The organism is Pseudomonas sp. Pseu.R1 (genome assembly GCF_045764065.1).
Taxonomy (GTDB): domain Bacteria; phylum Pseudomonadota; class Gammaproteobacteria; order Pseudomonadales; family Pseudomonadaceae; genus Aquipseudomonas.
The window spans coordinates 5248428-5273241 of sequence record NZ_JBJGEE020000001.1 but is presented as its reverse complement, the minus strand read 5'-3'; the positions used below and the strand labels follow the sequence as shown (position 1 = coordinate 5273241).

23 protein-coding genes are annotated in these 24814 nt (G+C 60.6%); 17 read left to right on the top strand and 6 right to left on the bottom strand.

Going from position 1 to position 24814, the window contains the following annotated elements; all coding sequences use genetic code 11:
• Positions 1-3: 3 nt before the first annotated feature.
• The 13 genes from rfaH to ACI5GA_RS24000 all read left to right on the top strand — a co-directional run bounded on the left by rfaH (position 4) and on the right by ACI5GA_RS24000 (position 15251).
• Positions 4-531: a transcription/translation regulatory transformer protein RfaH gene (gene rfaH / locus ACI5GA_RS24060; RefSeq protein ID WP_421425529.1), complete on the top strand. Its 528-nt coding sequence runs from the start codon at positions 4-6 to the stop codon at positions 529-531.
• A gap of 87 nt (positions 532-618) precedes the next feature.
• Positions 619-1620, top strand: coding sequence for a glycosyltransferase (locus tag ACI5GA_RS24055; protein ID WP_404639970.1), 1002 nt, complete (start codon positions 619-621; stop codon positions 1618-1620).
• Positions 1617-2870, top strand: a complete 1254-nt coding sequence (locus ACI5GA_RS24050; protein ID WP_404639968.1) for a glycosyltransferase family 4 protein — start codon at positions 1617-1619, stop codon at positions 2868-2870. The genes ACI5GA_RS24055 and ACI5GA_RS24050 overlap by 4 nt, the downstream gene beginning before the upstream one ends.
• Positions 2871-2961: 91 nt before the next feature.
• Positions 2962-4284, top strand: a complete 1323-nt coding sequence (locus tag ACI5GA_RS24045; protein WP_421424556.1) for a hypothetical protein — start codon at positions 2962-2964, stop codon at positions 4282-4284.
• A 165-nt stretch (positions 4285-4449) separates the two neighbouring features.
• Complete coding sequence (locus tag ACI5GA_RS24040; RefSeq protein WP_404639964.1) at positions 4450-5571, top strand: glycosyltransferase family 4 protein; 1122 nt, start codon at positions 4450-4452, stop codon at positions 5569-5571.
• Between the two features lie 9 nt (positions 5572-5580).
• Positions 5581-6621, top strand: a complete 1041-nt coding sequence (locus tag ACI5GA_RS24035) for an acyltransferase family protein (RefSeq protein WP_404639962.1) — start codon at positions 5581-5583, stop codon at positions 6619-6621.
• 99 nt (positions 6622-6720) lie between these two features.
• Complete coding sequence (locus ACI5GA_RS24030) at positions 6721-7944, top strand: glycosyltransferase family 4 protein (RefSeq protein ID WP_421424554.1); 1224 nt, start codon at positions 6721-6723, stop codon at positions 7942-7944.
• Between the two features lie 13 nt (positions 7945-7957).
• Positions 7958-9370, top strand: coding sequence for an undecaprenyl-phosphate glucose phosphotransferase (locus ACI5GA_RS24025; RefSeq protein ID WP_404639958.1), 1413 nt, complete (start codon positions 7958-7960; stop codon positions 9368-9370).
• 164 nt (positions 9371-9534) lie between these two features.
• Entirely contained in the window at positions 9535-10617 is a 1083-nt protein-coding gene (locus tag ACI5GA_RS24020) for a polysaccharide biosynthesis/export family protein (protein WP_404639956.1), read from the top strand.
• Positions 10618-11657: 1040 nt separating this feature from the next.
• Positions 11658-12242: an NADPH-dependent FMN reductase gene (gene ssuE / locus ACI5GA_RS24015; RefSeq protein WP_421424552.1), complete on the top strand. Its 585-nt coding sequence runs from the start codon at positions 11658-11660 to the stop codon at positions 12240-12242.
• 187 nt (positions 12243-12429) lie between these two features.
• Positions 12430-13116 (top strand): alpha/beta hydrolase, encoded by a 687-nt coding sequence (locus ACI5GA_RS24010; RefSeq protein WP_421425528.1) that lies wholly within the window; start codon positions 12430-12432, stop codon positions 13114-13116.
• A 75-nt stretch (positions 13117-13191) separates the two neighbouring features.
• A complete protein-coding gene (locus ACI5GA_RS24005; RefSeq protein ID WP_404639952.1) occupies positions 13192-13866 on the top strand; it encodes a heavy metal response regulator transcription factor in 675 nt (224 codons plus the stop codon).
• The gene (locus tag ACI5GA_RS24000) at positions 13863-15251 is read left to right on the top strand and encodes a heavy metal sensor histidine kinase (RefSeq protein WP_404639950.1); all 1389 of its coding nucleotides are present in this window, start codon (positions 13863-13865) and stop codon (positions 15249-15251) included. The genes ACI5GA_RS24005 and ACI5GA_RS24000 overlap by 4 nt, the downstream gene beginning before the upstream one ends.
• 5 nt (positions 15252-15256) lie before the next feature.
• Here ACI5GA_RS24000 and ACI5GA_RS23995 read toward each other — a convergent pair whose 3' ends face one another.
• From ACI5GA_RS23995 to ACI5GA_RS23980, 4 genes are all read right to left on the bottom strand, one after another.
• Positions 15257-15862 (bottom strand): LysE family translocator, encoded by a 606-nt coding sequence (locus ACI5GA_RS23995; protein WP_421425527.1) that lies wholly within the window; start codon positions 15860-15862, stop codon positions 15257-15259.
• 154 nt (positions 15863-16016) lie between these two features.
• Positions 16017-16292 carry a hypothetical protein gene (locus ACI5GA_RS23990; RefSeq protein ID WP_421424548.1) on the bottom strand — a complete coding sequence of 92 codons (276 nt, stop codon included), beginning with the start codon at positions 16290-16292 and terminating at the stop codon, positions 16017-16019.
• A gap of 265 nt (positions 16293-16557) precedes the next feature.
• The gene (locus ACI5GA_RS23985; RefSeq protein WP_404639946.1) at positions 16558-17928 is read right to left on the bottom strand and encodes a gluconate:H+ symporter; all 1371 of its coding nucleotides are present in this window, start codon (positions 17926-17928) and stop codon (positions 16558-16560) included.
• A 302-nt stretch (positions 17929-18230) separates the two neighbouring features.
• Positions 18231-19130, bottom strand: coding sequence for a LysR family transcriptional regulator (locus ACI5GA_RS23980; protein WP_404639944.1), 900 nt, complete (start codon positions 19128-19130; stop codon positions 18231-18233).
• A gap of 132 nt (positions 19131-19262) precedes the next feature.
• Here ACI5GA_RS23980 and ACI5GA_RS23975 point away from each other — a divergent pair, with 132 nt between their 5' ends.
• The 4 genes from ACI5GA_RS23975 to ACI5GA_RS23960 all read left to right on the top strand — a co-directional run bounded on the left by ACI5GA_RS23975 (position 19263) and on the right by ACI5GA_RS23960 (position 23601).
• Entirely contained in the window at positions 19263-19964 is a 702-nt protein-coding gene (locus ACI5GA_RS23975; RefSeq protein ID WP_421424547.1) for a CoA transferase subunit A, read from the top strand.
• A 51-nt stretch (positions 19965-20015) separates the two neighbouring features.
• Complete coding sequence (locus ACI5GA_RS23970) at positions 20016-20672, top strand: CoA transferase subunit B (RefSeq protein WP_421424545.1); 657 nt, start codon at positions 20016-20018, stop codon at positions 20670-20672.
• Positions 20673-20945: 273 nt separating this feature from the next.
• Positions 20946-22364, top strand: coding sequence for a short-chain fatty acid transporter (locus ACI5GA_RS23965; protein ID WP_404639938.1), 1419 nt, complete (start codon positions 20946-20948; stop codon positions 22362-22364).
• A 328-nt stretch (positions 22365-22692) separates the two neighbouring features.
• A complete protein-coding gene (locus ACI5GA_RS23960; RefSeq protein ID WP_404639936.1) occupies positions 22693-23601 on the top strand; it encodes a DMT family transporter in 909 nt (302 codons plus the stop codon).
• 117 nt (positions 23602-23718) lie between these two features.
• Here ACI5GA_RS23960 and ACI5GA_RS23955 read toward each other — a convergent pair whose 3' ends face one another.
• Both ACI5GA_RS23955 and ACI5GA_RS23950 read right to left on the bottom strand, forming a co-directional pair.
• Complete coding sequence (locus tag ACI5GA_RS23955) at positions 23719-24045, bottom strand: antibiotic biosynthesis monooxygenase family protein (RefSeq protein ID WP_404639934.1); 327 nt, start codon at positions 24043-24045, stop codon at positions 23719-23721.
• A 5-nt stretch (positions 24046-24050) separates the two neighbouring features.
• Complete coding sequence (locus ACI5GA_RS23950) at positions 24051-24761, bottom strand: CTP synthase C-terminal region-related (seleno)protein (RefSeq protein WP_421424543.1); 711 nt, start codon at positions 24759-24761, stop codon at positions 24051-24053.
• Positions 24762-24814 lie beyond the last annotated feature (53 nt).

Here is a 24814-nt window from a genome sequence, read left to right as displayed (position 1 = left end):
ATGATGTCTCAAGCCGTCAACACCTCAAGTAACCCAGCACGCTGGTATCTGATTCAAACCAAACCCCGCCAGGAAGCCCGCGCGCAGGAGCACCTGCAACGCCAAAGCTTCGAATGCTACCGTCCGGTCAAGCATGGCGAGAAAAAACGCGGCGCTCGCGGCCCTTCCGAAGAGGAGCTGTTTCCCGGCTACCTGTTCATCCGCATGGATCAAACGAACGATAACTGGTACCCGATCCGCTCCACTCGTGGCGTGGCCCGCATCGTGACTTTCGGCGGGATGCCGATTCCGGTTCAGGACGAGTTGATCGAACAGATTCGTGAACGCCTGCTGGCGCCGCCGCCCAAGGTGGTCTTCCAGCAAGGCGAGGCGGTGCGCATCACGGCCGACGGATTCAACGACATCGAAGCGATTTTCCTCGCGGCCGATGGCGATGAGCGCGCGGTGATCCTGCTCAACCTGCTGCACCGCGAACAGAAAGTGACCCTGCCGGTCAGCAGCCTGTCGCGGATGGAAGCGCGGGTGAGCTGAAACCGCGCACTCCTGCATTCAATACCTCGAATTCTATAGGGGCTGACGCTTTCAGCCTCTTGAACCCTTTTCGCCCGGAAACTCACCATGATCCCGAAAACGACGCTGGTGACGCTCACTTATGGTGACCGTTTCAACTATCTGCACACGCTCGTCAGCCGTTCACTGGAAAGCCCACTGATCGATCGGGTGATCATCGTCAGCAATGCCTCCACGGCGCCGCTGGAAACCCTGCGTCGCACCTGGCCCAGCGAGGTCAGCGTGATTTACCTGCACGAGAACACCGGTTCTGCCCGGGGGTATTCGGTGGGGATTCAGGCCGCGCTGGACGCGGGGGCCGAGCACATCTGGCTGATGGACGACGACAACGCACCGACCATCAATGCCATCGCTACGCTGCACCGGGTGCTGGAGGAGCGCAAGCTGATCGACGGCGAAGACAAGGCCGCCGTGCTGGGTTTCCGCCCGACGCACCAGGCCGACATCGCTGCCGGGGTGCCAAAGCGTTTCGCGATTCAACGCCGTTCCAGCTTCTTCGGTTTTCACATCGCCCAGTTGCCGTACAAGATCTGGCGTCGCCTGCCCTGGGGCGCACCGCAGGCCGCGCCCGGCACTTTGCCAATGGTGCAACTGCCGTTCGCGACCTATGGCGGCCTGCTCGCTCATCGCAACCTGTACCGCAAGATCGGCCTGCCGCTGGACGCGCTGATGCTGTACGCCGATGACAGCGAATACACCTGGCGCATCACCGCAGGGGGTGGGCGGATTTTCCTGGTGCCCGAGGCAGTGCTCGATGACCTGGAGAACTCTTGGAACATCAAGGCGCGCACCAACAACATCTACGAGAGCTTCCTGCTCGGCGGCTCGGACCTGCGGGCCTATTACGGTGCGCGCAACCAGGCGTGGTTCGACAAGAACGTCTGGGCCAACTCATCCATGCTGTACAGCCTCAACCGCTGGGTGTTCTTCCGACTGTTGCGCCTGATCGCCCGCAAACGCGGCGCCGAGGCGCGTTTGAACCTGATCGAAAAAGCCATCCGTGACGGTGAGTCCGGCGTACTGGGTCTGAATCAGTCGTATCCATTATGAATATCCTGTTCATCAGCAGCCTGTATTCACCTCACATCGGCGGCGGCGCGGAGATCATTCTTCAGCGCACCGTCGAAGGCCTGCAACAACGAGGCTGCCAGGTCAGCGTGCTGGTGACCGGTCCCGACGCGGGGCTGGCGAGCGAAAAGGTCAACGGCGTAACGGTCTATCGCGCCGGTCTGCACAATTTTTACTGGCATTTCGGGGCGCAGCGGCCGGGACGTCTGGCCCGGTTGGGCTGGCACCTGCGCGATCGCTACAACGGCGCGATGCGCAGCTATGTGAAGCAGGTGATTCAAGAACAACAGCCGCAACTGGTGGTGTGCCACAACCTGGCGGGCTGGTCGGTGTCGGTGTGGGATGAGATCACTGCCGCGCAACTGCCCATCGTTCAAGTGCTGCACGACATGTACTTGATGTGCCCGAGTGCCAACATGTTCAAACGCGGCCAGTGCTGCCAGCAACCCTGCGGCACGTGCCAACAGTTTCGCAAAGGTCACGATGCCCGCTCGGCGCAGGTGTCGGCGGTGGTCGGGGTCAGCCAGTTCATCCTCGACAAGTTGCAAAAGCGCGGCTATTTCAACGCGGCCAAAGGCTATGTGGTGCACAACGCCAGCCCCTACGCGGCGGTGTACAACTCGCCGAGCACACAACGGCAGTTTGACCCGGCGCTGAAGAAGGCCCCGCTGCGTTTCGGATATATGGGCACCCTCTCGGAGCAGAAAGGCGTACGCTGGCTCATCGAACAGTTTCAGCGCCTGCCGTTCGACGCCACCTTGCAGATTGCCGGGCGCGGACAGGCCAGCGATGAGGCCGCCTTCAGAGCCTTGGTCACGTCGCCGAATATCAGTTTCGTCGGATATCAGCAGCCTGAAACGTTCTACAGCCAGATCGATGTGGCCGTGGTGCCGTCGCTCTGGAACGAGCCGTTCGGCATGGTCGCCGTCGAGGCGTGCGCGCACTCGGTGCCGGTCATTGCCAGCCGCATGGGCGGGCTGCCGGAGATCATCCAGGACCCGCTCAACGGCTTGTTGTGCAACCCGGACGATCCTGACTCGCTGGGCCATGCGTTGCTCCGCCTGCATCAACAGCCGGAATTGCTGGCCCGCTTGAGCCGCCAGGCACGGGTCAGTGTGGCGGCATTGTTGAATCTGGACCTGATGCTGGACAGCTACGAAAGCATCTTCGCCCAGACGTTGCTCGACAACATCGTGCACCGCGACCCGACGGTCCTGCCGCATCCGGTCTGACGAGCCGCGTGCGCACGCGACATTCCTTGCCGACGGCCCGAGACCTGACTGAGCAAGCGCTCCGGACCGTGCCTCTTCACTGAGACAAGCCATGCCGATCACGCGCCTGACGAGGTTACGACGACCATTGAAAATCCTGCTGCTGAGCTGGGTGATCAGTGGCTCGGCCCTGGCTGACGACGGGTTCATCATTGGCGTCGACACACACTTGATGAACAAGAGCACCACCTCGGCCAAGGCGCTGCAACTGCTCGAAGCGGCAGGCGTGGACTCGGTGCGGGATGACGCCTACTGGTCCAGCGCCGAGCCCCGACGAGGCTTGATGAGGATTGAACCGGCCTGGCAGGCCTACTTGAGCAAAGCCCAGGAACACCATTTACGCCCCCTGTTGGTGCTGGGCTACGGCAACCCGTTTTACGACAACTACGCCAAACCGCGTAAAACGCTGATTCGCGATGCGTACGCCAACTACGTCAGCTTCGTGACTCGGCAGCTCACCGACAGCGTGGATTTTTACGAAATCTGGAACGAGTGGGACAAGGAAAACCCCGTTGATCCGGCCTTCGCTCAGGACTACAGCCTGTTGATCGAAGAAGCCTCCAGGCGTATTCGCACCAACCAGCGGCCCATGATGATTCTGGCCGGGGCGGTGACCAGTCAGGGGATGGACCTGGGCTTCGCGGACCGGCTGGTGGAATCGGGGATTCTCAATCATGTCGACGGGTTGTCGCTGCACCCTTATGTGCATTGCCGCTCGGATGAACGCAACACCCCGGAGAACTGGATTGCCTGGCTGCGACGAATCAACGAAGACCTCAAGGACAAGACGAAGAACAAGACGGACGTGCCGCTGTACCTGACAGAAATGGGCTGGCCCAGCAACGACGGGCGCTGCGGGGGTGACGAGAAGACCCAGGCCGCGTTTCTGGCCCGCAGTTTTTTTCTGGTCCAGACCATGCCCAACGTCAAGGGCATGTGGTGGAACGGCTTGCTCAACGACGGCCCGGACGCCACCGACCCTGAACAGAATTTCGGGCTGCTCAATCAGGACCTGAGCATCAAACAGGCGTACCTGACCCTGAAGGCGATCAGCCCGACGCTGCACCAGTTTCGCTATGACGCGGAGAAAAGTCGTGAAATCGACTCGCAATACCTGCTGCGCTTTGCCAAAGGCTCGGACCAGATCATGGTCGCCTGGACCGCCGGTCTGCCCCGCTCGATAAAGGTTGACGCGAGCAGCGTGATACGCGGCAACGTGCAGTACATCGACACCCGCGAGCCGCAGAACGGGCTGGTCGACAGTGGCATACCGTGGAACTGCAACGAAGGCCGCTGTTCAGCGCAAGTGCCGATCGACGAGTTTCCGAAAATCATCACGCTGGGCACCCGCCCAGCGTTGTTTGCCTTGCCTTGATATCCGGAATTTCAACGCGCCTGTAGGAGTGAGCTAGCTCGCGATGGCGGTGTGTCAGATGCCGAATGATTGACAGATCCGCCGCCCTCGCGAGCAAGCTCACTCCTACACGGGAGCGCGCCAAGCCGGTGATATTCATCTTTCCACCCTCACAGGTCGACCACAATGATTGTGATCAATGCACGTTTTCTGACCCAGGAGTTACGCGGCGTTCAGCGCTTCGCAGAGCAGACCTGTCTGGCGCTCGCGCAGTTGCGCGACGACGTGGTTTTCGTCGCGCCCCACGGGATCAAGATGCATGACAGCGCCAACGCGTTGAACGTGCAATGCATCGGACGCCACGGCGGCCATCTGTGGGAACAACTGGACCTGCCGTTGTACCTGCGCCGTCAGGGCACCCCGCTGCTGGTGTCGCTGTGCAGCACCGCGCCGTTGTTCTACAGCAACCAAATCGCCACCCACCACGACGTCACCTATGTGCGCCATCCGGAAAGCTACACTCGGCTGTTTCGCCTGCTGTACCGGACAATGACCCCCATCATGCTGTCGCGAATCAAGGCGCTGCTGACGGTCAGCAACTTTTCCAAGGGCGAGATCTCGCAGTTCTACAACTACCCGGAAAAGAAGATTTTCGTCGTGCCCAATGCGGTCAGCGGCGCGTTCCAGCCGGGGCCGCCCCTGCGTGATCAACCGGAATACCTGCTGGCGGTGTCCTCCCCCAGCGCGCACAAGAACTTCAGCCGCATGATTCAGGCGTTCCTGATGCTGCGCGACCACGACGACGTGCAGCTGCGCATCGTCGGCGGCGCCAGCGACGTGTTCGCCGATGACAACCTGCAACGCCTGGCCAGCCGCGACTCACGCATCCGTTTTCTCGGACGCCTGAACGATGACGAGTTGATCGAGCAGTATCAGGGCGCAACCGCATTCGTGTTTCCGTCGCTCTATGAAGGGTTCGGCATTCCCCCTCTGGAAGCGCAAGCCTGTGGCTGCCCGGTACTGGCCGCCAACGCCGCGTCGATCCCAGAGGTGCTGCAAGCCAGCGCACTGTATTTCGACCCGCTGGACATCAGCCACATGGCGTCGGCGATGGAGCGCATTCTCATCGACCTGCCGCTGCGCCAGTCCTTGCGACGGCGCGGCTTGAACAACGTGACCCGGTTTTCCTGGGATGAGTCGGCGCGGCGGGTGTCTCAACGCATCGACACGTTGCTCAACCGCCCCAAGGACCGCCGCGCCGCTTCCAGCGCTGACGCCCTGCGTCGTGAATCCTCCAGCAAGCTCTGAGGCACGCCCATGAAACGTTTGGCCTATCTCGACGCGCTGCGCGGCATCGCTGCGTTGCTGGTGGTGTTCACCCACCTGTATTTACCGGTCGTCGGGCATGTCTGGGTGTTCGACTACTTGATCGACCCTGGCAAGCTGGGGGTGCTGTGGTTTTTCATGATCAGCGGCGTGGTGATCCCCTACAGCCTCAAGCCCGGCCCCGACGGCGCGCAGCGGTTTCTGGTGTCGCGCTTCATGCGCTTGTATCCGGCGTACTGGCTGTCGCTGTTTCTGTTTATCGCGGTGCTCAAGCTGACCGGCGCTCCCCTGCCCTCGTTGGCTCAGGTTGGCGCGAACCTGACGATGGTCCAGGCCGCACTGGGCTTCGACGATGTGATCGGTCTGTACTGGACGCTGTTCATCGAGCTGGTGTTTTACGCCCTGTGCCTGGCGCTGTTCATGGGCGGCAAGCTGTACGACCAGACCTTTCGCACGCGCTGTTCACTGGTGTTTCTGCTGATGGCGCTGGCGATGGGTGTCGTTCGCGCATTGAGCGAACGCAAGTTGCCGGTGGCCCTGCCGCTGGCGTTGTCGCTGATGTTCTTCGGTTCGATCTGGCGCCAGTGGCTGCTGGCCGAACACAGCCAGGAACTGACCCGCAACCTGAAAACCTTGCTGATTGCCTTTGCTGTGTTGCTGCCACCGACCCTGTTCATGGCGTACAACAAGGACATGGGCAATGGTGAAACCTGGGGCCGTTACTGCTTCACCTACGCCGTGGCCATCAGCAGCTTTCTGCTGCTGACCCGCAGTGTGCGCCTGGACCATCCCGCACTGGTCTGGCTGGGCGCGGTGAGTTACTCGCTGTACCTGCTGCACCCCTCGATGGGCATGCTCGCCGAGTGGTTGCTGAACAACACGGGCGCATCTGATCTGGTGGTCGCGGTGTTCGCCACACTCCTGACACTCGGTGCCGCGCACCTGTGTTTCCACTGCATCGAATCGCCGTTCATTCAACTCGGCAAACGCTTGAACAATCGCAAAGCACGGACGCAGCCAGTAAACGCTTAACGCTTGTAGTCGGCCTGCGCAAAAACAACCGCTCCCGCCCCGAGACTAGCTGCGCTAGGCGTACGGGGGTCACGTGAGCCGTTACAGCAGAGAACTCCAATGAAGATTGCAATTGTCCACGACTGGCTGGTGACGTACGCCGGTGCCGAAAGGGTTTTGGCCTCGCTCATTAAAATCTGGCCCGAGGCGGACCTGTTTTCCGTCATCGATTTCCTCGGCGACCAAGACCGCGCGCAACTGGGCGGCAAGGTGGCGACCACCACCTTCATCCAGCGACTGCCCCACGCGAAAACCAAATACCAGCGCTACCTGCCGCTGATGCCGATGGCCATCGAACAACTGGACTTGTCCGGTTATGACCTGATCATCAGCAGCAGCCATGCGGTGGCCAAGGGGGTGCTGTGCGGCCCCGATCAGTTGCACATCAGCTATGTGCATTCGCCGATCCGTTACGCCTGGGACCTACAACACCAGTACCTCAAGGAAGCCAACCTGAGTGCCGGGCTGAAAGGCAAAGTGGCGCGGATGATCCTGCATTACATGCGCATGTGGGATCAGCGCACCTCTGCCGGAGTCGACGAGTTCATCGCCAACTCGCATTTCATCGGTGCGCGGATCACCAAATCGTACCGCCGCGAATCGACGGTGATTTACCCACCGGTCGACACCCGTGGCTTCGCTCTGCAAGAACAGAAGCAGGACTACTACTTCACGGCCTCACGCATGGTGCCGTACAAGCGCCTGCCGATGATCATCGAAGCCTTCGCGGCGATGCCGGACAAGCGTCTGGTGGTGGTCGGCGACGGCCCGGAAATGGAAAAAGCCAAAGCCGCTGCGGCCCACGCACCGAACGTCACGCTGCTCGGCTATCAACCCTTCGCGGTGTTGCAGGAACACATGCGCAACGCCAAGGGCTTCGTGTTCGCCGCCGAGGAAGATTTTGGTATCAGCCCGGTGGAGGCACAGGCCTGTGGCACGCCTGTGATCGCTTTCGGCAAGGGCGGTGTGCTGGAAACCGTTTGTGGTCTGGACCACCCGCAACCCACCGGGGTGTTCTACCCGGAGCAGAACGCGGCCTCGTTAATCGCCGCCATCGAGACTTTCGAAGCGGAACGCTCGCGCATCACCGCGCAGGCCTGTCGGGCCAACGCCGAGCGTTTCAGCGAAGCGCGCTTCGAACAGGAAATGCGCCAGTTCGTCGAGCACCGCCTGCTCGCCGTACGCCAGACGCGTCAGCCCCCACCCACACGGCCGACTTCGGCGCCTTCCGGCCTGGTCGCCAATGAACTGTCCGCCCGCGTTGTTCCGATTAAATCTGTCTGAGCGAGCACAAAACATGCGCACACCTCTTCGCGGCATCTTGCATGCTCATCAATCGTCGTTGTCGGTTGCTCATCGCCTGCTGGACCTGGCGGTGGTCGTCATCGGCGGCTACGGCGTGAACGTCCTCGCCGGCACCGGCATGAGCACGGAAATCTGGATGCAAATCCTGCTGGCCGCCGTGGCCTTCCACTGGCTGGCCGAGTACCACCAGTTGTACGGCTCATGGCGCGGTGAACGGATCCTGCGCGAGTTGCTGAAAGTCGCCAACTACTGGGGGCTGGCCTTCGTCCTGTTGCTGTTTGTCGATTACCTGCTGTTGCAGCCCGCCGATCTGGCCGACAACAGCCAGATGGCCTGGTTTGCCAGCGTGCTGGTCGCCCTGTGCGGCTATCGCCTGGCGATTCGCAGCTTGCTGCACACCCTGCGCAGCCGGGGCTTCAACACCCGCCGCGTAGCCATCGTCGGCACTGGCCATTGTGGCGAGCGTCTGGCGATGTCCATCGAAAGCGCGCCGTGGATGGGCTTGAACCTGTTGGGCTTTTACGACGAAAAACCCGAACAGATGGACCTGGCCCGCATTGGCCGACGCATCCCGGTGCTGGGTGATCTGGACGCGCTGATTCAGGACGCCCGCGACGGCAAGATCGACAAGGTCTACATCACCCTGACCCTCGGCGCCCAGGCCAGGCTTCAAGAACTGATCAAGGGCCTGAGCGACACCACTGCGTCGGTCTATGTGATCCCGGACGTGTTCATGTTCGAGCTGCTGCACGCTCGCAGCGAAAGCATCAACGGTCTGCCGAGCATCAGCATTTTCGACTCGCCCATGGACGGCGCCTGGAGCCTGGTCAAACGCCTTGAGGACATCGTCCTGTCGAGCCTGATCCTGAGCATGATCGCCCTGCCGCTGATGCTCATTGCGCTGGCGATCAAGCTCACCTCCCCCGGCCCCGTGCTGTTTCGTCAGCGTCGTTACGGGCTGGATGGCCGACCGATCATGGTCTGGAAATTCCGCAGCATGAGCGTGCAGGAGAACGGCGACGTGGTGAAACAGGCCACCCGCAACGATAGCCGCATCACCCCGTTGGGCGCGTTCCTGCGACGCACCTCGCTGGATGAACTGCCGCAGTTCTTCAACGTGCTGCGCGGCGAGATGTCCATCGTCGGTCCGCGCCCCCACGCGGTGGCGCACAACGAGCAATACCGCAAGCAGGTGTCGGGCTACATGCTGCGGCATAAGGTCAAGCCGGGCATCACCGGCTGGGCACAGATCAACGGCTGGCGTGGCGAAACCGACACGCTGGACAAGATGCAGAAACGCGTGGAATTCGACCTGCAGTACATCGAGCACTGGTCGGTCTGGCTGGACATGAAAATCATCCTGCTGACGCTCTTCAAAGGCTTCGTCAACAAGAACGCCTTCTAAAAAAGACAACTGCCAACAATAACGACTTGGCCGCGCAGCTACGCACGGCAGGAGGTGCACGGGTGTATGAGCGAAAGAGATCCGATGTTCGGTGTGAGTAAGGGATGCAACGAAATCACTGCGGTGCCAGTACGCACCTTTTAGGATTAAGAAGGAACACTCATATGAAAGTAACGTTCGCGGTAGTGCTGCTTTCCAGTCTGGTTCTGCAAGGCTGCGCATTCGCCCCCGGTCAGTACATGTCACTCAGCGATGTCACCGATAAAGACCCGGATGGTCCGGCGGTCACGTTGGTCAACATCACGCCCACCACCCTGGCCCAGCAACAGAAAGTGGCCGCGGCTGCCGCCAAACCGCTGCCACCGGAGCTGTTGAACTACAAGACCCCTGAGTACGTGGTCGGGCCGGGTGACGCCCTGCTGGTCACAGTGTTCGAACACCCTGAACTGACGGCCCCCGGTTCTCAGGAGCAACTGGACGCCAACAGCCGTGAGGTGTTGAACGACGGCACGGTGTTCTTCCCGTACGTCGGCCGCATCCAGGCGGCGGGCAAGACCGTTTCGCAAATTCGCGAGCAGCTGCGCATGGGCCTGTTGCCGCAGTACACCGAGGTCAAGGTCGACGTCAAAGTGCTGCGTTACAACAGTCAGCGCGTGCTCCTGTCCGGCGCATTCAAGACCCCCGGCCCACAGCCGATCACCAACATTCCGCTGAGTCTGGTTCAGGCCATCAGCCAGGCCGGTCTTGACCTGACCGACGCCAACCTCGCGGGCCTGACCCTGCGTCGCGACGGCAAGGATTATGTGATCGACGTCGACTCGCTCAACCGCAAGGATTCACAACTGAGCAAGATTTTCCTCAAGGACGGCGACTACCTGCACCTGAACAGCAACTCGAAGAACAAGATCTACGTGTTGGGTGAGGTTCAGCGCCCTCAGGTGATTTCGTTCAGCACCACCAGCGTGACGCTGCTTGAAGCCCTCGGCACGTCCGGCGGCCTGAGCCCTGATGCGGCGGACGGTGAGGCGGTGTACGTGATTCGGGCGCAGGACGCGACCCACTCGGCGACCGTGTATCACCTTAACGCCAAGAAGCCGACCAGTTACGCGCTGGCCAAGGGCTTCGAACTGGCGGCTCAGGACGTGGTGTTCGTTGGCCCTGCCAACATTACCCGTTGGAGCCGTTATGTGAGCCAACTGTTGGGTTCGAACAACATCATCCAGACGGGTGCGATGTTCCGGAACTGATCAGCGGCAAGCTTCAAGCGGCAAGTTGGACGCAACGGCAAAATCCTCGCAGTCAGTGGCTGCGGGGATTTTTTTTGTCCTGAGATTCTGGCTCTTCACAGACTCAATATTCTCGTCCTCGTCCGCTCTTGCTCTTCATACACAAACAGCCCAGACGCCGCCGGACGCGACTTGGGTGCTGGCTGAACGCAGGTGTCGTGGAGTGGGTTGAGCCGCAGGGATGCGGCGAGAGCGAGGTGGCCATGGATGGCCACCCCTCGCGTGCCCACGGAGCGGCGCCGGAGAGAAGGAACCTGGCGCAGCCGGGCCAAACCAGGAGCAATGGTTTTTGGTGACTTTTTCCCGAAAGAAAAAGTTACCCGCTGTAAGAGCGGAAAGGTGAATCAGCGTCACCTTCGCGAACGGATTAACCCCCGATATCTGGACCACGCTTTTAAAGACTGGCGCCTTTGGAATCGGGTGCAGATCCGTTATTGGGGATATAGAGATTCAGGGTTTCGCCCCTTACGGGCGACCCCATTTTGTCTTGGCAAAATGGGGGAAAACCGCTTGCTCCTGGTTTGGCCCGGCTGCGCCGGGTCCCTTCACTCCGGCGCCGCTGCGTGGGCACGCCGATGACGGCCATCCATGGCCGATCGGCTCTCGCCGCATCCATGCGGCTCAACCCACTACACGACACCTCCGTTCAGCCAGCACCCAAGTCGCGTTCGGCGGTGTCTGGGCTATTGTGTATGAAGAGCAAGGGCAAAAGCGAGAGCGAGAGCGAGAGCGAGAGCTGACGCGACGAGAAGTCGGCGTTCAGATGTGCATTTACCACGAAATTTATGGGGAACCGGAGGTGTTGATACAGCAGCAGCAGATCAACACTTACAGCATCGCGAGCCAGTATGGAGTATCAATAGTCAAGGCTTCGAATACGCTGAAACCCACGGTTTTGTTGGCCACTCTCTGGCCTCAACCGCTCTGGCACACATGCTGCTTTGAAACACCAAAGGGTCCAAACGCCCATCATTTTCGCGCTGACCCCAAGGAATCAGAACATGCTGGTGGTTTCAATTTCAGGCAGTCCTGCAACCCGATCCCGTTCGGGCGTGGTGCTCAAACATGCGGCGCAGTGGCTGGCCGATCATGGTGTCGGTGTAAAAACCGTGCGCATTCAGGATTTCAACGCTGAAGACTTGTTGTACGCCCGTTTCGACAGCCCGGAAGTCGTCGCCTTCATCGAGGCGGTGGCCAAGGCCGATGGTTTGCTGATCGGCACACCGGTCTATAAAGCCTCGTTTTCCGGTGCCTTGAAAACCTTGCTGGACTTGCTCCCCGAGCGCTCGCTGCACGGCAAAGTGGTGCTGCCACTGGCCACCGGCGGCAGCATCGCTCACATGCTCGCGGTCGACTATGCGCTGAAGCCCGTGCTGTCCGCGCTCAAGTGCCAGGAAGTGCTGCATGGCGTGTTCGCCATCGACAGCCAGATCAGCTACGTCGACGACAGTCCGTTAGGCGGTGAGCTGGATGAGTTGCTGACTCAGCGCCTGCACGACGGGCTGGATCATTTCTTCCTCGGCCTGCAACACCGGACCAACGCGCGGCACAAGGAAGCCGGGAGGCACTTGAAGCTGGCGCTGTGAATCGCCTGTCAGTTTTTTGTAATCCTTGCGTCACCCTCCTGAGGGAGCGGGCTTTCTAGAGTGGCGACTCACAGAACTGATCGGAGTGGTCACCATGAACATGCGTCTTCCCCTTGCCCTCGCTTTCTCAGCCCTGTCGTTGTTCGCGGTCGCTCAAGCCCAGGCCGCGCCGGCTTCTGCGGGTGACATCAAGAACGTCGTGCTGGTCCACGGCCTGTACGCCGACGGCTCCAGTTGGGCCAAGGTGATCCCACTGCTGCAAGCCAAGGGCCTGCACGTGACTGCCGTGCAAAACCCGACCACCTCGCTGGACGCTGACGTCGATGCGGTCAAGCGCACACTGGCCATGCAGGACGGCCCGACGATTCTGGTCGGCCACTCCTACGCGGGCATGGTGATCACCCAGGCCGGTGACGATCCCAAGGTCAAAGGCCTGGTGTACATCGCCGCCCGCGCACCGGATGTTGGCGAGGACTATCCAGCCCTGACCAAAAAATTCCCTGCGGCCCCGGCGGGCGCAGGCCTGCAATGGTCCAGTGATGGCTACGGTTTGCTCTCCGAACAGGCTTTCGTGCATGACTTCGCAGGGGATCTGCCCGAAAAAGAAGCGCGCACTTACTTTGCCGTTCAGCAGCCGGTCGCCAAGGCGGTGACCACCGCCAAGACCACCGTGGCCGCCTGGCGCGACAAGCCGACCTGGTACGCGGTGTCGACCGAAGACCGCACCATCAACCCGGATCTTGAGCGCTTCATGGCCCAACGCATGAAGGCCCATACCATCGAACTCGCCGCCAGCCATGTGTCGCTGATTTCCCAGCCCGAGAAAGTCGCTGACCTGATCGTGCAGGCCACCCACGCGACGGACGCTCATTAATCGTTACACTGAGTCCATCGGCCGGGGCGCCCGCTCCGGCCTTCACTCGCTTGTCGAGGTTCGTGCATCGCGCCTATGAACATCCTGATCATCGAGGACGAACTCAAGACCGCCTCCTACCTCTGCGCGGGGCTGACCGAAGCGGGGTATGTCGTCGATCACGCCAGCAATGGCATCGACGGCCTGCATATGGCCCGCGAGAATCATTACGACCTCATCCTGCTGGACGTCATGCTGCCCGAGATGGACGGCTGGACGGTGATGGAAAAACTGGGCAGCCGTCAGCAGACACCCGTGCTGTTTCTCAGTGCCCGCGGCACGCTGGAAGACCGCTTGCGTGGGCTGGGTCTGGGCGCCGATGAATACCTGGTCAAGCCGTTTTCCTTCGCCGAACTGCTGGCGCGAATCCGCATCATCCTGCGTCGAGGCCACGTAGAACGCCCTGTGGACGCCATCGAGGTCGGCGATTTGCAGGTCGATGTGGCCAAGCGTCGAGTGACCCGTGGCGGGCAACGTCTGAGCCTGACCAACAAGGAGTTCAGCCTGCTGATGTGCTTTATTCAACGGCGCGATGAAGTTCTGCCGCGCAGTCTGCTGGCGTCGCTGGTCTGGGACATGAATTTCGACAGCGACACCAATGTGGTCGATGTCGCTGTCCGGCGCCTGCGCCAGAAGCTCGACGACCCCTTCCCCACCCGGCTGATTCACACTGTGCATGGCGTGGGCTATCGCTTCGAGTACGAGGCATGAATCGGCTGTCGCTGACGCTGCGCCTGGCCCTGTTGCTGGCGTTTTTTGCTTTTGGCGCCATGGCCATTCTCGGCTCGGCGCTGTACTTCGGGCTGCGCGCGCAACTTTCCCTGAGCGACGACGCCGCGCTGGTCACTCGGGTCGATCAAATCCGCAATCTGCTGCAAGACAGCGACGCCCAGGAAATGGTGCGCGACAAACCGCGCCTGTTCGGCAACATGCTGGGCAACTCCGAATCCCTGCTGATCGTGCAGACCCAAGGTGGCGCCGAGCTGATTGCGGTCAACCCCGGCAATCGCGATGTGCCGCAGGTCGACGCCGTTGATGCCGACACACCGCTGTCGCTGAAGCAGGTTCAGCATGGCCAGGCCGCTGACGGCACGCCATTCATCTACATGGCGGCCGAGGTGCGAACGACAGGCAATCAGCCGCCGCTGAAAGTCACCTCCGGGCGTCTGCTCAACGAGCGGGCGCGGATTCTGGCGGGTTATCGCAACGACATCCTCACGCTGTCCAGCGTCACGGCGGTGCTGATCGCGCTGCTGGCGTATGTTCTGGCGCGACGCAGTATGCGGCCGCTGCGTCGACTGGCCGAACAGACTGCGACCATTGGCATCGGCACGCTGTCCAGCCGTATCGATCGAGAGAACGCACCGCAGGAACTCGATGCCGTCATCGCTCAGTTCAACGCCATGCTGGCCCGGCTCGAACGAGGGTTCATCGATCTCAGACAGGTCAGCGCCGACATGGCCCACGACCTGCGCACGCCCATCGGCAACCTGCTGGGCCAGATCGAGGTCGGGTTGGGAAAAGCCCGGGAAATGGACTACTACCAGCGTTTGCTGGGTTCCAATTACGAGGAACTACAGCGGCTTTCAAAGATGATCGACAGCATGCTGTTTCTCGCCCGGACCGAACACGCCGAAGAAGCCATCGAGCGAAGCGACATCAACGTCGCGCAAGAGCTGGCGCGCATCGGCAGTTATTTCGAGGACCTGACCGAAGAGCGCGGCGTGCGCCTGACCTGGAGCGGCGACGGCACCTTGTGGGCGGACGTCACCCTGTTTCGTCGTGCATTGGCGAATCTGGTGTCCAACGCCGTGCGGCATGCCCAAACGGGCAGCGAAATCCGTGTCGAGGTACAGCGAAAGGCGCACTTCAGCATCGTACAGGTCAGCAATCTGGGGGAGACCATTGCCCCGGCAGTGATCGAACGATTATTCGACCGCTTCTATCGTGCGGACCATTCGCGGCAACAGTCTTCTGAACGCAGCGGGCTGGGGCTGTCCATCGTCGCCTCGATCATGAAACTGCATGGGGGGCAATGTCGGGTCGCCAGCGAGGGGGGCGTGACCGTCTTCAGCCTGTGGTTCCCCCATGCCTGAGTCGATCAGTGCTCCAACAGCGGATACAGCGACAACACCAGCAGCAACGCCATGATCCCGTTGAACACCCGCAGCCAGAACGGGTCGCGCAGCACATTACGCAACAGACTGCCGAAGCCCGCCCACATGCCCACGGCGGGCAGGTTGACGATCCCGAAGACCATCGCGATCACCACGACGTTAGTGAAGTAGCCATTCATGGGGGTGTAGGTGCTGATGGCACCAACGGCCATCACCCAGGCTTTCGGGTTGACCCACTGAAACGCCGCCGCGCTCAGGCAGCTCATGGGCTTGCCCCTGCGCTCAGCACTCTCGCTGGCGGGACCCGAGGTGGCGATCTTGTACGCGAGATAGAGCAAATACGCCGCCCCCGCATAGCGCAACGCGGTGTACAACACCGGATACGCCTTGAACGCAGCGCCCAGACCAAAGCCGACAGCGAGCACCATCAGCGCAAAGCCGAAGCTCACGCCGAGCATGTGCGGAATGGTGCGGTTGAAACCGAAGTTCACGCCCGAGGACAACAACATGGTGTTGTTGGGGCCTGGGGTAATCGATGACACGAAGGCAAACAGAACAAAGGCGAGCAGCAAATCGGCAGTCAGCATGATGCGGGTCCACGGTGTGTTTTCTGATTTCTGGCGCTCACGCTATCGAAAGCGCGGCGTGAAACACACGGACAGTGAGGCTGACTTTTACCCGTACAGTTTCAACAAACTTGCATAACAGATGAAACTGTTCGTTCAAACCCTTGAGCCAGAGCGCTTAGCCCTGACGCGCTTTCGACGGGGTACTGATGTCGGCGTTCACTTCGCCGCGGGTGTCGAATTCGTGGGCTTGTTGCAGTTGCGGCTCGGCCATCAGTTGCGCTTTGCGAGCCTGATATTCGTCGTAGGACAGGCCGCGACGGTTCAGGTCTTCAAGGGCCAACTGGTGGGTTTCTTCAGCGGTGTAAGGGCGCAATTCAGGGTGATTGCCAGCGGCACAGCCGGAAAGAACAGCGACTGAAAGCGACATGGCGAGGGCGAGAAGACGATTCATGGGAGCCTCCATTCGGCTCGTTTCTGGAATGAAGCCAAGGCTACGCGCCGGGGCTTTTCAGCAGAAATCAGTCGTCTTGATAGTCGCTATCGGGTTTTCAGAACCGATGCCTGAGCACACCGGTAAAAGAGGAGACGCTGCAGAATCTGTGGGAGTGAGCTTGCTCACGAAGAGGACAGTCCAGCCACAACATCTCTTGTGCCTGTAACGCAGCATTCGTGAGCAAGCTCGCTCCCACAGTAATCTCTGTGTCACTCGAAAGCGGTTAAACCAACCAATGCCACAACAACGAGGTGCCGATCAGGCCGACCACCGAGACGATGGTTTGCAACACCGACCACACCCAGATCGTCTGCTTGAGTTGCAGGCCGAAATATTCGCGCACCATCCAGAAGCCCGCGTCGTTGACGTGGCAGAAGAACACCGAACCGGCACCAATCACTAACGCCACCAGCGATGCCTCGATCGGTGCCAGCCCCGCCATCATCGGCGCAAGAATGCCCGCGGTCGTGGTGGTGGCGACGGTAGCCGATCCGGTGGCCTGGCGAAGCGCCACGGCAATCAACCACGCCAGCAGCAGATACGGCATGTGCGCGCCTTCGGCGGCTTTACTGATGGTCTGGCTGACACCGGCATCCAGCAAGGTCTGTTTCAGGCCGCCACCGGCACCGATGGTCAGCAGGAGCACCGCAATCGGCGCCAGGCTTTTACGCAAGGTTGCCCCCACGTGCTCGCGGGAAATGCCGTTGGCCCAACCCAGGCATACCGTCGCGGCCAGCACGGCAATGCCCAGTGCCACCAGCGGCTCACCGAGGAACTTCAAGGTCAGCGCGATGCCGCTTTCCGGCTCCATGGCGACTTTGGCCAGGGTGCTGCCCAGCATCAGGATCACTGGCAACAAGATGATCAACAGCGAAATGCCGAAGCCCGGCTGGCGCGCGACTTTCGACTTGGCCGAAAACAGCTCGCCCAATTCAGCAGGCTCTTCAACGTGCAAGCGCTTGGAGAGCCAGTTGCCATACAGGGGACCTGCCAGAATCACCGCAGGCACCGCGATGCAGAAACCCAGCAACATGGTCAGCCCCAGGTCGGCGTGCAACGCGCTGACGGCGATCAGTGGACCGGGGTGCGGTGGCATCAGGGCGTGCAAGGTGGTCATGCCTGCCAATGCCGGAATGGCGATTTTCAGCAGCGGCAGATTGGACTGACGTGCCATCACGAAGATGATCGGCACCATCATCACCAGGCCCACTTCGAAGAACAGCGGCAAGCCGATGACCATCGCCACCAACGCCATGACCCACGGCAAGGTCTTGCCTTTGCCCAGCCCGAGCAGCGTCGAGGCAATGCGGTCCGCCGCGCCCGATTCAGCCATCAACGCGCCGAGCATCGCACCCAACGCGATGATGATCCCGGCCTCGCCAAGAATCCCGCCAGCGCCCTTGCTGAACGCTTTTGCAACCGCCTCCGCTGGCAGCCCCGCACCTATCCCTGCGATGAAAGTGCCCACCAGAATCGACAGAAACGGTGGAAGTTTGGTGGCGCTGATCAGCACGATAATCGTGGCAATGGCGACCAGACAGCAGATGATCAGGCGGGTGTCGTGAAACACCCACGCAGCAGACGACAGATCCACGCGGAACCCCTTATCGTTCGATTCTTATTGAAGGTATGTCTGCAACAATTTGTTTCAGACGGCCGAACGATACCGGATGCGGCAAGACGTCGCAGTGATTTTTTCGCAGGAAGTGGCCGAAACGGCGTGCCATTCATTCATTCATCTAAATGAATTTCAAAAAAAGTCCGTTTCTCACAAATGACTGGATGAGCGCCGAAGCCTGTGGGAGCGGATTCATCCGCGATGCGACGGTACGTCCGACACATTTCTGGCGGATGTACTAACGCATCGCGAATGAATTCGCTCCCACAGAGGGGATCTCAGTCAGCCTCCAAAGCGGGTTGTGCACACTCAATCAACACATCCCGCAACGCCTGCGCCGCTGCCGACAATTTGTGATCGGCCAAGGTCATCAACCCGATCCGCCGCTCGATACGCGGGCCTTCCAGCGCCACGCAACGAGCGCCCAATTCTTCCATTTGCTGAATGCACAGGGACGGCACGGCACTGACGCCCAGGCCGTTGGCGACCATTCTTCCCACCGTTGACAACTGATGACTTTCGAAGGCCACAGACAACTTGCCGTGTTGAGTTTGCAAGTCCTGCTCCAGCAACAGACGCACTGCCGAAGGCCGTTGCAAGGTAATGAAATCGTGGTGCAGCAGTTCGTCCCAGCTCACCACGCCGCGCCCGGCCAAGGGTGAATTCGAGGGCACCACCGCGACAAAGCGGTCCAGGTAAAACGGAGTGAAGGTCATGCTGTTCCTCGATTCAGGCTCAAACCCGATGCCCAGCTCGACGCGCCGATGATCGACCATCTCCAGCACCTGCTCGTTGATCACGTCGTGAACCGCCACGTTCACGCGGGGATAGCGCTCGCGAAACACCTTGAGCGCCACCGGCAACAGGCTTCCGGCAAACGACGGCATCGCTGCGATCGACACCTTGCCCATTTGCAAGGTAAAGCGCTGGCGCAGGACTTCTTCAGCGTTGTCCCAGTCCGCCAGCAGCTGTCGCGCCAGGGGCAGCAACGCTTCGCCTTCCGGGGTCAGGCTGACGGTGCGCGTTGTGCGCGTCAGCAGTTGCCCCCCCAGATCGTCCTCCAACGCTTTGATGGTCAGGCTCAACGCCGGTTGCGACAGGTGCAGCCGTTCCCCCGCTTGAGCGAAGCTTAGGCATTGGGCCACTGCTAGAAACGCGCGAAGCTGCTTGACGTTCATTGATTTATTTAACTTATCAATTCATGAAAAAAACAAAATTAACAAATCACTGACGCGGGAGGAAGATGAGAACAACGCCCTCCGGCAAGGCGATTGTCGGACACAACTACAACGAAGCGGGGACCAAGCACTATGGCCGGACTCGACAAACGCGTCGCAACCTACGAAGAAGCCCTCGCCGGGCTGACTGACAACATGACAGTACTGGCCGGTGGTTTCGGCCTGTGCGGTATCCCGGAAAACCTCATCGCGCAGATCAAGCGCATGGGTGTGAAAGGCCTGACGGTTGTGTCCAACAACTGCGGCGTCGATGGCTTCGGTCTGGGCATCCTGCTGGAAGACCGGCAGATCCGCAAAATGATCGCTTCCTACGTCGGCGAGAACAAACTGTTCGAAGAGCAGTTGCTCAACGGCCAACTGGAAGTCGAACTCACTCCCCAAGGCACCCTCGCCGAGAAAATGCGCGCAGGCGGTGCCGGTATCCCCGCCTTCTACACCGCCACTGGCTACGGCACTCCGGTTGCCGAAGGCAAGGAAACCCGCCAGTTCAACGGCCGCAACGTGATTCTGGAAGAAGCCATTACCGGCGACTTCGCGATCATCAAGGGCTGGAAAGCCGACCACTTCGGTAACGTGGTCTATCGCCACACCGCGCAGAACTTCAACCCGGTTGCCGCCACGGCGGGCAAGATCACCGTGGTCGAAGTCGAGGAAATCGTCGAGCCAGGCGTACTGCTGCCGACCGAAATCCACACGCCGGGCATTTATGTGGACCGCGTGATTCAGGGCACTTTCGAGAAGCGCATCGAGCAGCGCACCGTCAGAAAAGCCTGATCTGTCCCCATCAGAGCATGGGCCACCGAACACAATAAAAGGACCCGAACCATGGCACTCTCCCGCGAACAAATGGCACAGCGCGTGGCGCGCGAACTGCAAGACGGCTTTTACGTGAACTTGGGCATCGGCATTCCGACCCTGGTCGCCAACTACGTTCCTGAAGGCATCGACGTGATGCTGCAATCGGAAAACGGCCTGCTTGGCATGGGCGCCTTTCCGACCGAAGAGACCATCGACGCCGACATGATCAACGCCGGTAAGCAGACCGTGACAGCCCGCGTGGGCGCTTCGATCTTCTCCTCCGCCGAATCCTTCGCCATGATCCGTGGCGGCCATGTGGACCTGACCGTACTGGGCGCCTTCGAAGTCGACGTCGACGGCAACATCGCCTCGTGGATGATCCCCGGCAAGCTGGTCAAAGGCATGGGCGGCGCGATGGACCTGGTGGCCGGCGCCGACAACATCATCGTAACCATGACCCACGCCTCCAAGGACGGCGAGTCCAAACTGCTGTCGCGTTGCAGCCTGCCGCTGACCGGCGCCGGTTGCATCAAGAAAGTTTTGACCGACCTGGCTTACCTGGAAATCGAAAACGGCGCCTTCATCCTGCGCGAAACCGCACCGGGCGTGAGCATCGAAGAGATCGTCGCCAAAACAGCCGGTAAATTGATCGTGCCGGATGATGTGGTTGAGATGACGTTCTGATTGCGACACCTGTGGGAGCCGGCTTGCTGGCGAATACGGCGTGTCAGACAACACAACTGTGAATGACCCACCGCATTCGCCAGCAAGCCGGCTCCCACGGCCTTCGGCCAGAAGCCAAGTGTCACATCTGATGTCACATCGCTACACCACTCTGCCCTTTCAGCAATGAAGGGGCTTTGCCGTATCTAGCGCTGCACCTTTTCTTGCGTCACTGCCAACACTAAAAACAGCTATGCCAATAGCATCCAAAAATAACTCCAAGAGGTAACACACGTGGCCGCCGATCTCGAAGAAAGCCGCTCCGCCCGATTTGCTCTGCGCTGCGCCAAGTGGGCCGAGCGCTGGTTCCCTGACTCCTGGGTGTTCGCCGCCCTCGCCGTGGTGATCGTCACCCTCGCCACGCTGGCCATCGGCGCAAAACCCGCCGACACCGCCAAGGCCTTTGGTGACGGCTTCTGGAGCCTGATTCCCTTCACCATGCAAATGGCCTTCGTGGTCATCGGCGGCTACGTCGTCGCCAGCTCGCCACCCGCCGTCAAACTGATCGACCGTCTGGCCCGGATTCCAAAAAACGGTCGCTCCGCCGTGGCCTGGGTCGCGCTGATTTCCATGGTCGCCTCGCTGCTCAACTGGGGCCTGTCGCTGGTATTCGGCGGCTTGCTGGTGCGTGCACTGGCCCGTCGTACCGATCTGAAAATGGACTACCGCGCTGCCGGTGCAGCCGCCTATCTGGGTCTGGGCGCTGTCTGGGCACTGGGCTTGTCGTCGTCGGCTGCGCAACTGCAAGCCAACCCGGCCAGCCTGCCGCCGTCGATTCTGGCGATTACCGGGATGATCCCGTTCACCCAGACCATCTTCCTCTGGCAATCGGGCATCATGCTGCTGGCGCTGGTGGTGATTTCGATCATCGTCGCCTACGCCACCGCCCCTGGCCCGGCCAACGCCCGTGACGCCAAGGAATGCGGCGTCGACCCGGCATTCAGCCTGCCACCGCTGCCTGCCCGCACCCGCCCGGGCGAATGGCTGGAATACAGCCCACTGCTGATCATTCTGATGGTAGTGCTAGCGTCCGGCTGGCTGTACAACGAGTTCACCACCAAGCCTGCGATCACCGCGATTTCGGGCCTGAACACCTACAACTTCCTGTTCATCATGGTCGGCGCCCTGCTGCACTGGCGTCCACGCAGCTTCCTCGATGCCGTGGCTCGCGCCGTGCCGACCACCACGGGCGTGCTGATTCAGTTCCCGCTGTACGGTTCGATTGCCGCGCTGCTGACCACCGTCAAAGGCGGCGATGCACAGACTGTCGCGCACCATATTTCGACGTTCTTCACCAGCATCGCGTCTCACGACACCTATGCCCTGCTGATGGGCGTGTACTCGGCAGTCCTGGGCTTCTTCATTCCGTCCGGTGGCGGCAAGTGGATCATCGAAGCGCCGTACGTGATGCAAGTGGCCAACGACCTGAAGTACCACCTGGGCTGGGCGGTGCAGATCTACAACGCGGCCGAAGCGCTGCCGAACCTGATCAACCCGTTCTACATGCTGCCGCTGCTCGGCGTGCTGGGCCTGAAGGCGCGGGATTTGATTGGCTTCTCCTTCGTGCAATTGCTGGTGCACACGCCGTTGGTGCTGTTCCTGCTGTGGGCGTTGGGGACTACGCTGGCGTATATCCCGCCAGTGATGCCGTAAGCGTCTCCACATAACCTGTGGGAGATTCTATGTTGACTAATCAACCCCTTTCGCCACCAAGGCGGCTCCCACAGGTTGCATGTCGAATCATGGATTTGTGATCGACGCTGATTCTGTGGGAGCCGGCTTGCTGGCGAAGGCGGTGTGCCAGTCAACGTTTCGATTGCTGACCCTTCGCCTTCGCCAGCAAGTCGGCTCCCACAAGCGTCGCATCCGGCCGGAATCATTCGGCGCGCCACAGTGCCGTGTCGGCTGGTTGACGATAATTTGTATCGAACCACATAACCCCGCACAATCGCTGCCCCTCATCGACCACCCGGCAGTCCCCATGAAAAACATCGCCTACTTTGCCTTCGCCCTCCTGGGGCTGATTTGGGGCACCAACTTCATGTTCATGAAGTGGGCGTTGGAATGGATTTCCCCGGCGCAAATCGTGCTGGTGCGCTCGGTGTTCGGTTTCCTGCCGATCCTGATCTACGCCCTCGCCACCCGCGCCCTGAGCTGGAAGCACCTGCGCCACGCCCATCATTTTCTGGTCATGGCCCTGCTGGCGACGGCGGTCTATTACTACCTCTACGCCCAAGGCACGACGTTGCTGCTGTCCAGCGTCGCGGGCCTGCTCAGCGGCGTGATTCCGCTGTTTACCTTTGGTTGTGCATTTCTGTTTCTGCGGGAGGAAAAACTCAATGCCCGCATGACCCTGGGCGTGTTGATGGGCTTCATCGGGGTGCTGCTGATCGCGCGGCCCTGGGCCAGTGGCGATGCCGCCATTTCAGCGAAGGGTGTGATGTACATGATGCTCGGCTCGCTGAGCATCGGCTGCTCGTTCGTCTACGCCAAACGCTTCCTGACCGGACTGAACATTTCAGCGGTGGCGCTGTGCACCTATCAGATCGGCATCGCCATGCTGATCCTGTTCGCCGTCACCGACCGCACCGGCATCGAACACATCAGTGAAAGCCCGAAAGCCATGATCGGCGTTTCACTCGGTCTGGGGCTGTCGGGTACGGGCGTGGCGTACATCCTCTACTACTTCATCGTCGAACGGCTGGGCGCGGTGATCGCAGCGTCGGCCACCTACATTCCGCCAGTGATCGCCCTGCTGATCGGCATTTTCGTGGCAGGCGAACCCGCTCATGTGCTGGACGTGGTAGCGATTGCCGCGATCCTCGGTGGAGTATTCGTGCTGCAAAGTGGCCGAAAGATCGCGGCGCAGCGGGTCGCACCGCAAAGCTGAGGAACATCACATAACCTGTGGGAGCCGGCTTGCTGGCGAAGGCGGTGTGACAGTTAACGTTGCCATTACTGATCCACCGCCTTCGCCAGCAAGCCGGCTCCCACAACGTCTGCTGCATCACTGCGAATAGGCGTAATCACGCTCGACCCGCGTCACCCGCGTGGTGCAGCGGCGATACCAGGTCGACCTCCCGCGTTCGCGGATTTCCCGATGCTCCGGGTGTTCTTTCCAGGCCAGAATCGCCGCTTCGTCGCGCCAATACGAAACGGTGATGCCCACGCCACCCGCCCCTCTTGCTGATTCCACACCCAAAAATCCGGGCTGCTGGCGCACCAGGGCAAGCATTCGTTGCGCGGCGTGCGCATAACCCTCGTCGTCCTCGTTTGTGCGAGTCGACGTAAAGACCACCGCGTAATATGGCACCGCAAAGGTATCGGTCATCATCGCGATCAGCCTCCGCTTGCCGCGCAGGCCAGCACGAAGGCTTTCACCAGCGGCGGAGTACGGCCTTGCAGTGCGGCGCGTTCGGGTTGAAACAGAGTGGCGACGAAGAACGGATGTCCCTCCAGTTCCATCGCGCGAATTTCCTCGTCGTGGTCATAGCCTGAAACCTTCAGAGGTCCGGCGAAAACCTGCGCTTCCAGTTCCTTGCGCAAGCCGTAGCGGCAGCGATAACGCTCGTGGGTTTCCTCAGCCCCATAGGCCTTGGCGATACGCGAGCCGGCCACCAGGCGAATCGGCGCGAACGCCTCGACCAGTGAGCAACTGAGGGGCGTGATGATCGCCTGATCGGAATCCGGCGCCGTTTCGGCATGCTCGGCATCGGTCCAGTCGAGATGATTGCGCGCATATTCCAGCAGCGCATGCTGAAAGCCCCCGCAAGTGCCCAAAAACGGCATTTGCCTTTCCCGAGCAAAACCAATCGCCGTCAGCGCGCCGTCCATGTCGCGATAGGGGCTGGCCGGGACACACCAAACCCCATCGAACGCCTCCAATTCAGCGCCCTGTCCCACCTCTGTCGTCGGCACCCAGAGGCCCTCGACGACGATGCCGGTCTCCCCTGCCACTCGGTCCAGCGCCACGGGAATGGCCTGATGGGCGGGGACGCTTTCATCGTAATCACCCACCAGCGCGATACGGATCACCTGTTTCTGCTTCATGCCTGCTCCCTGTTTCAAACGCTTTGCGATCGGTCTGGGGATGACTATAAGCT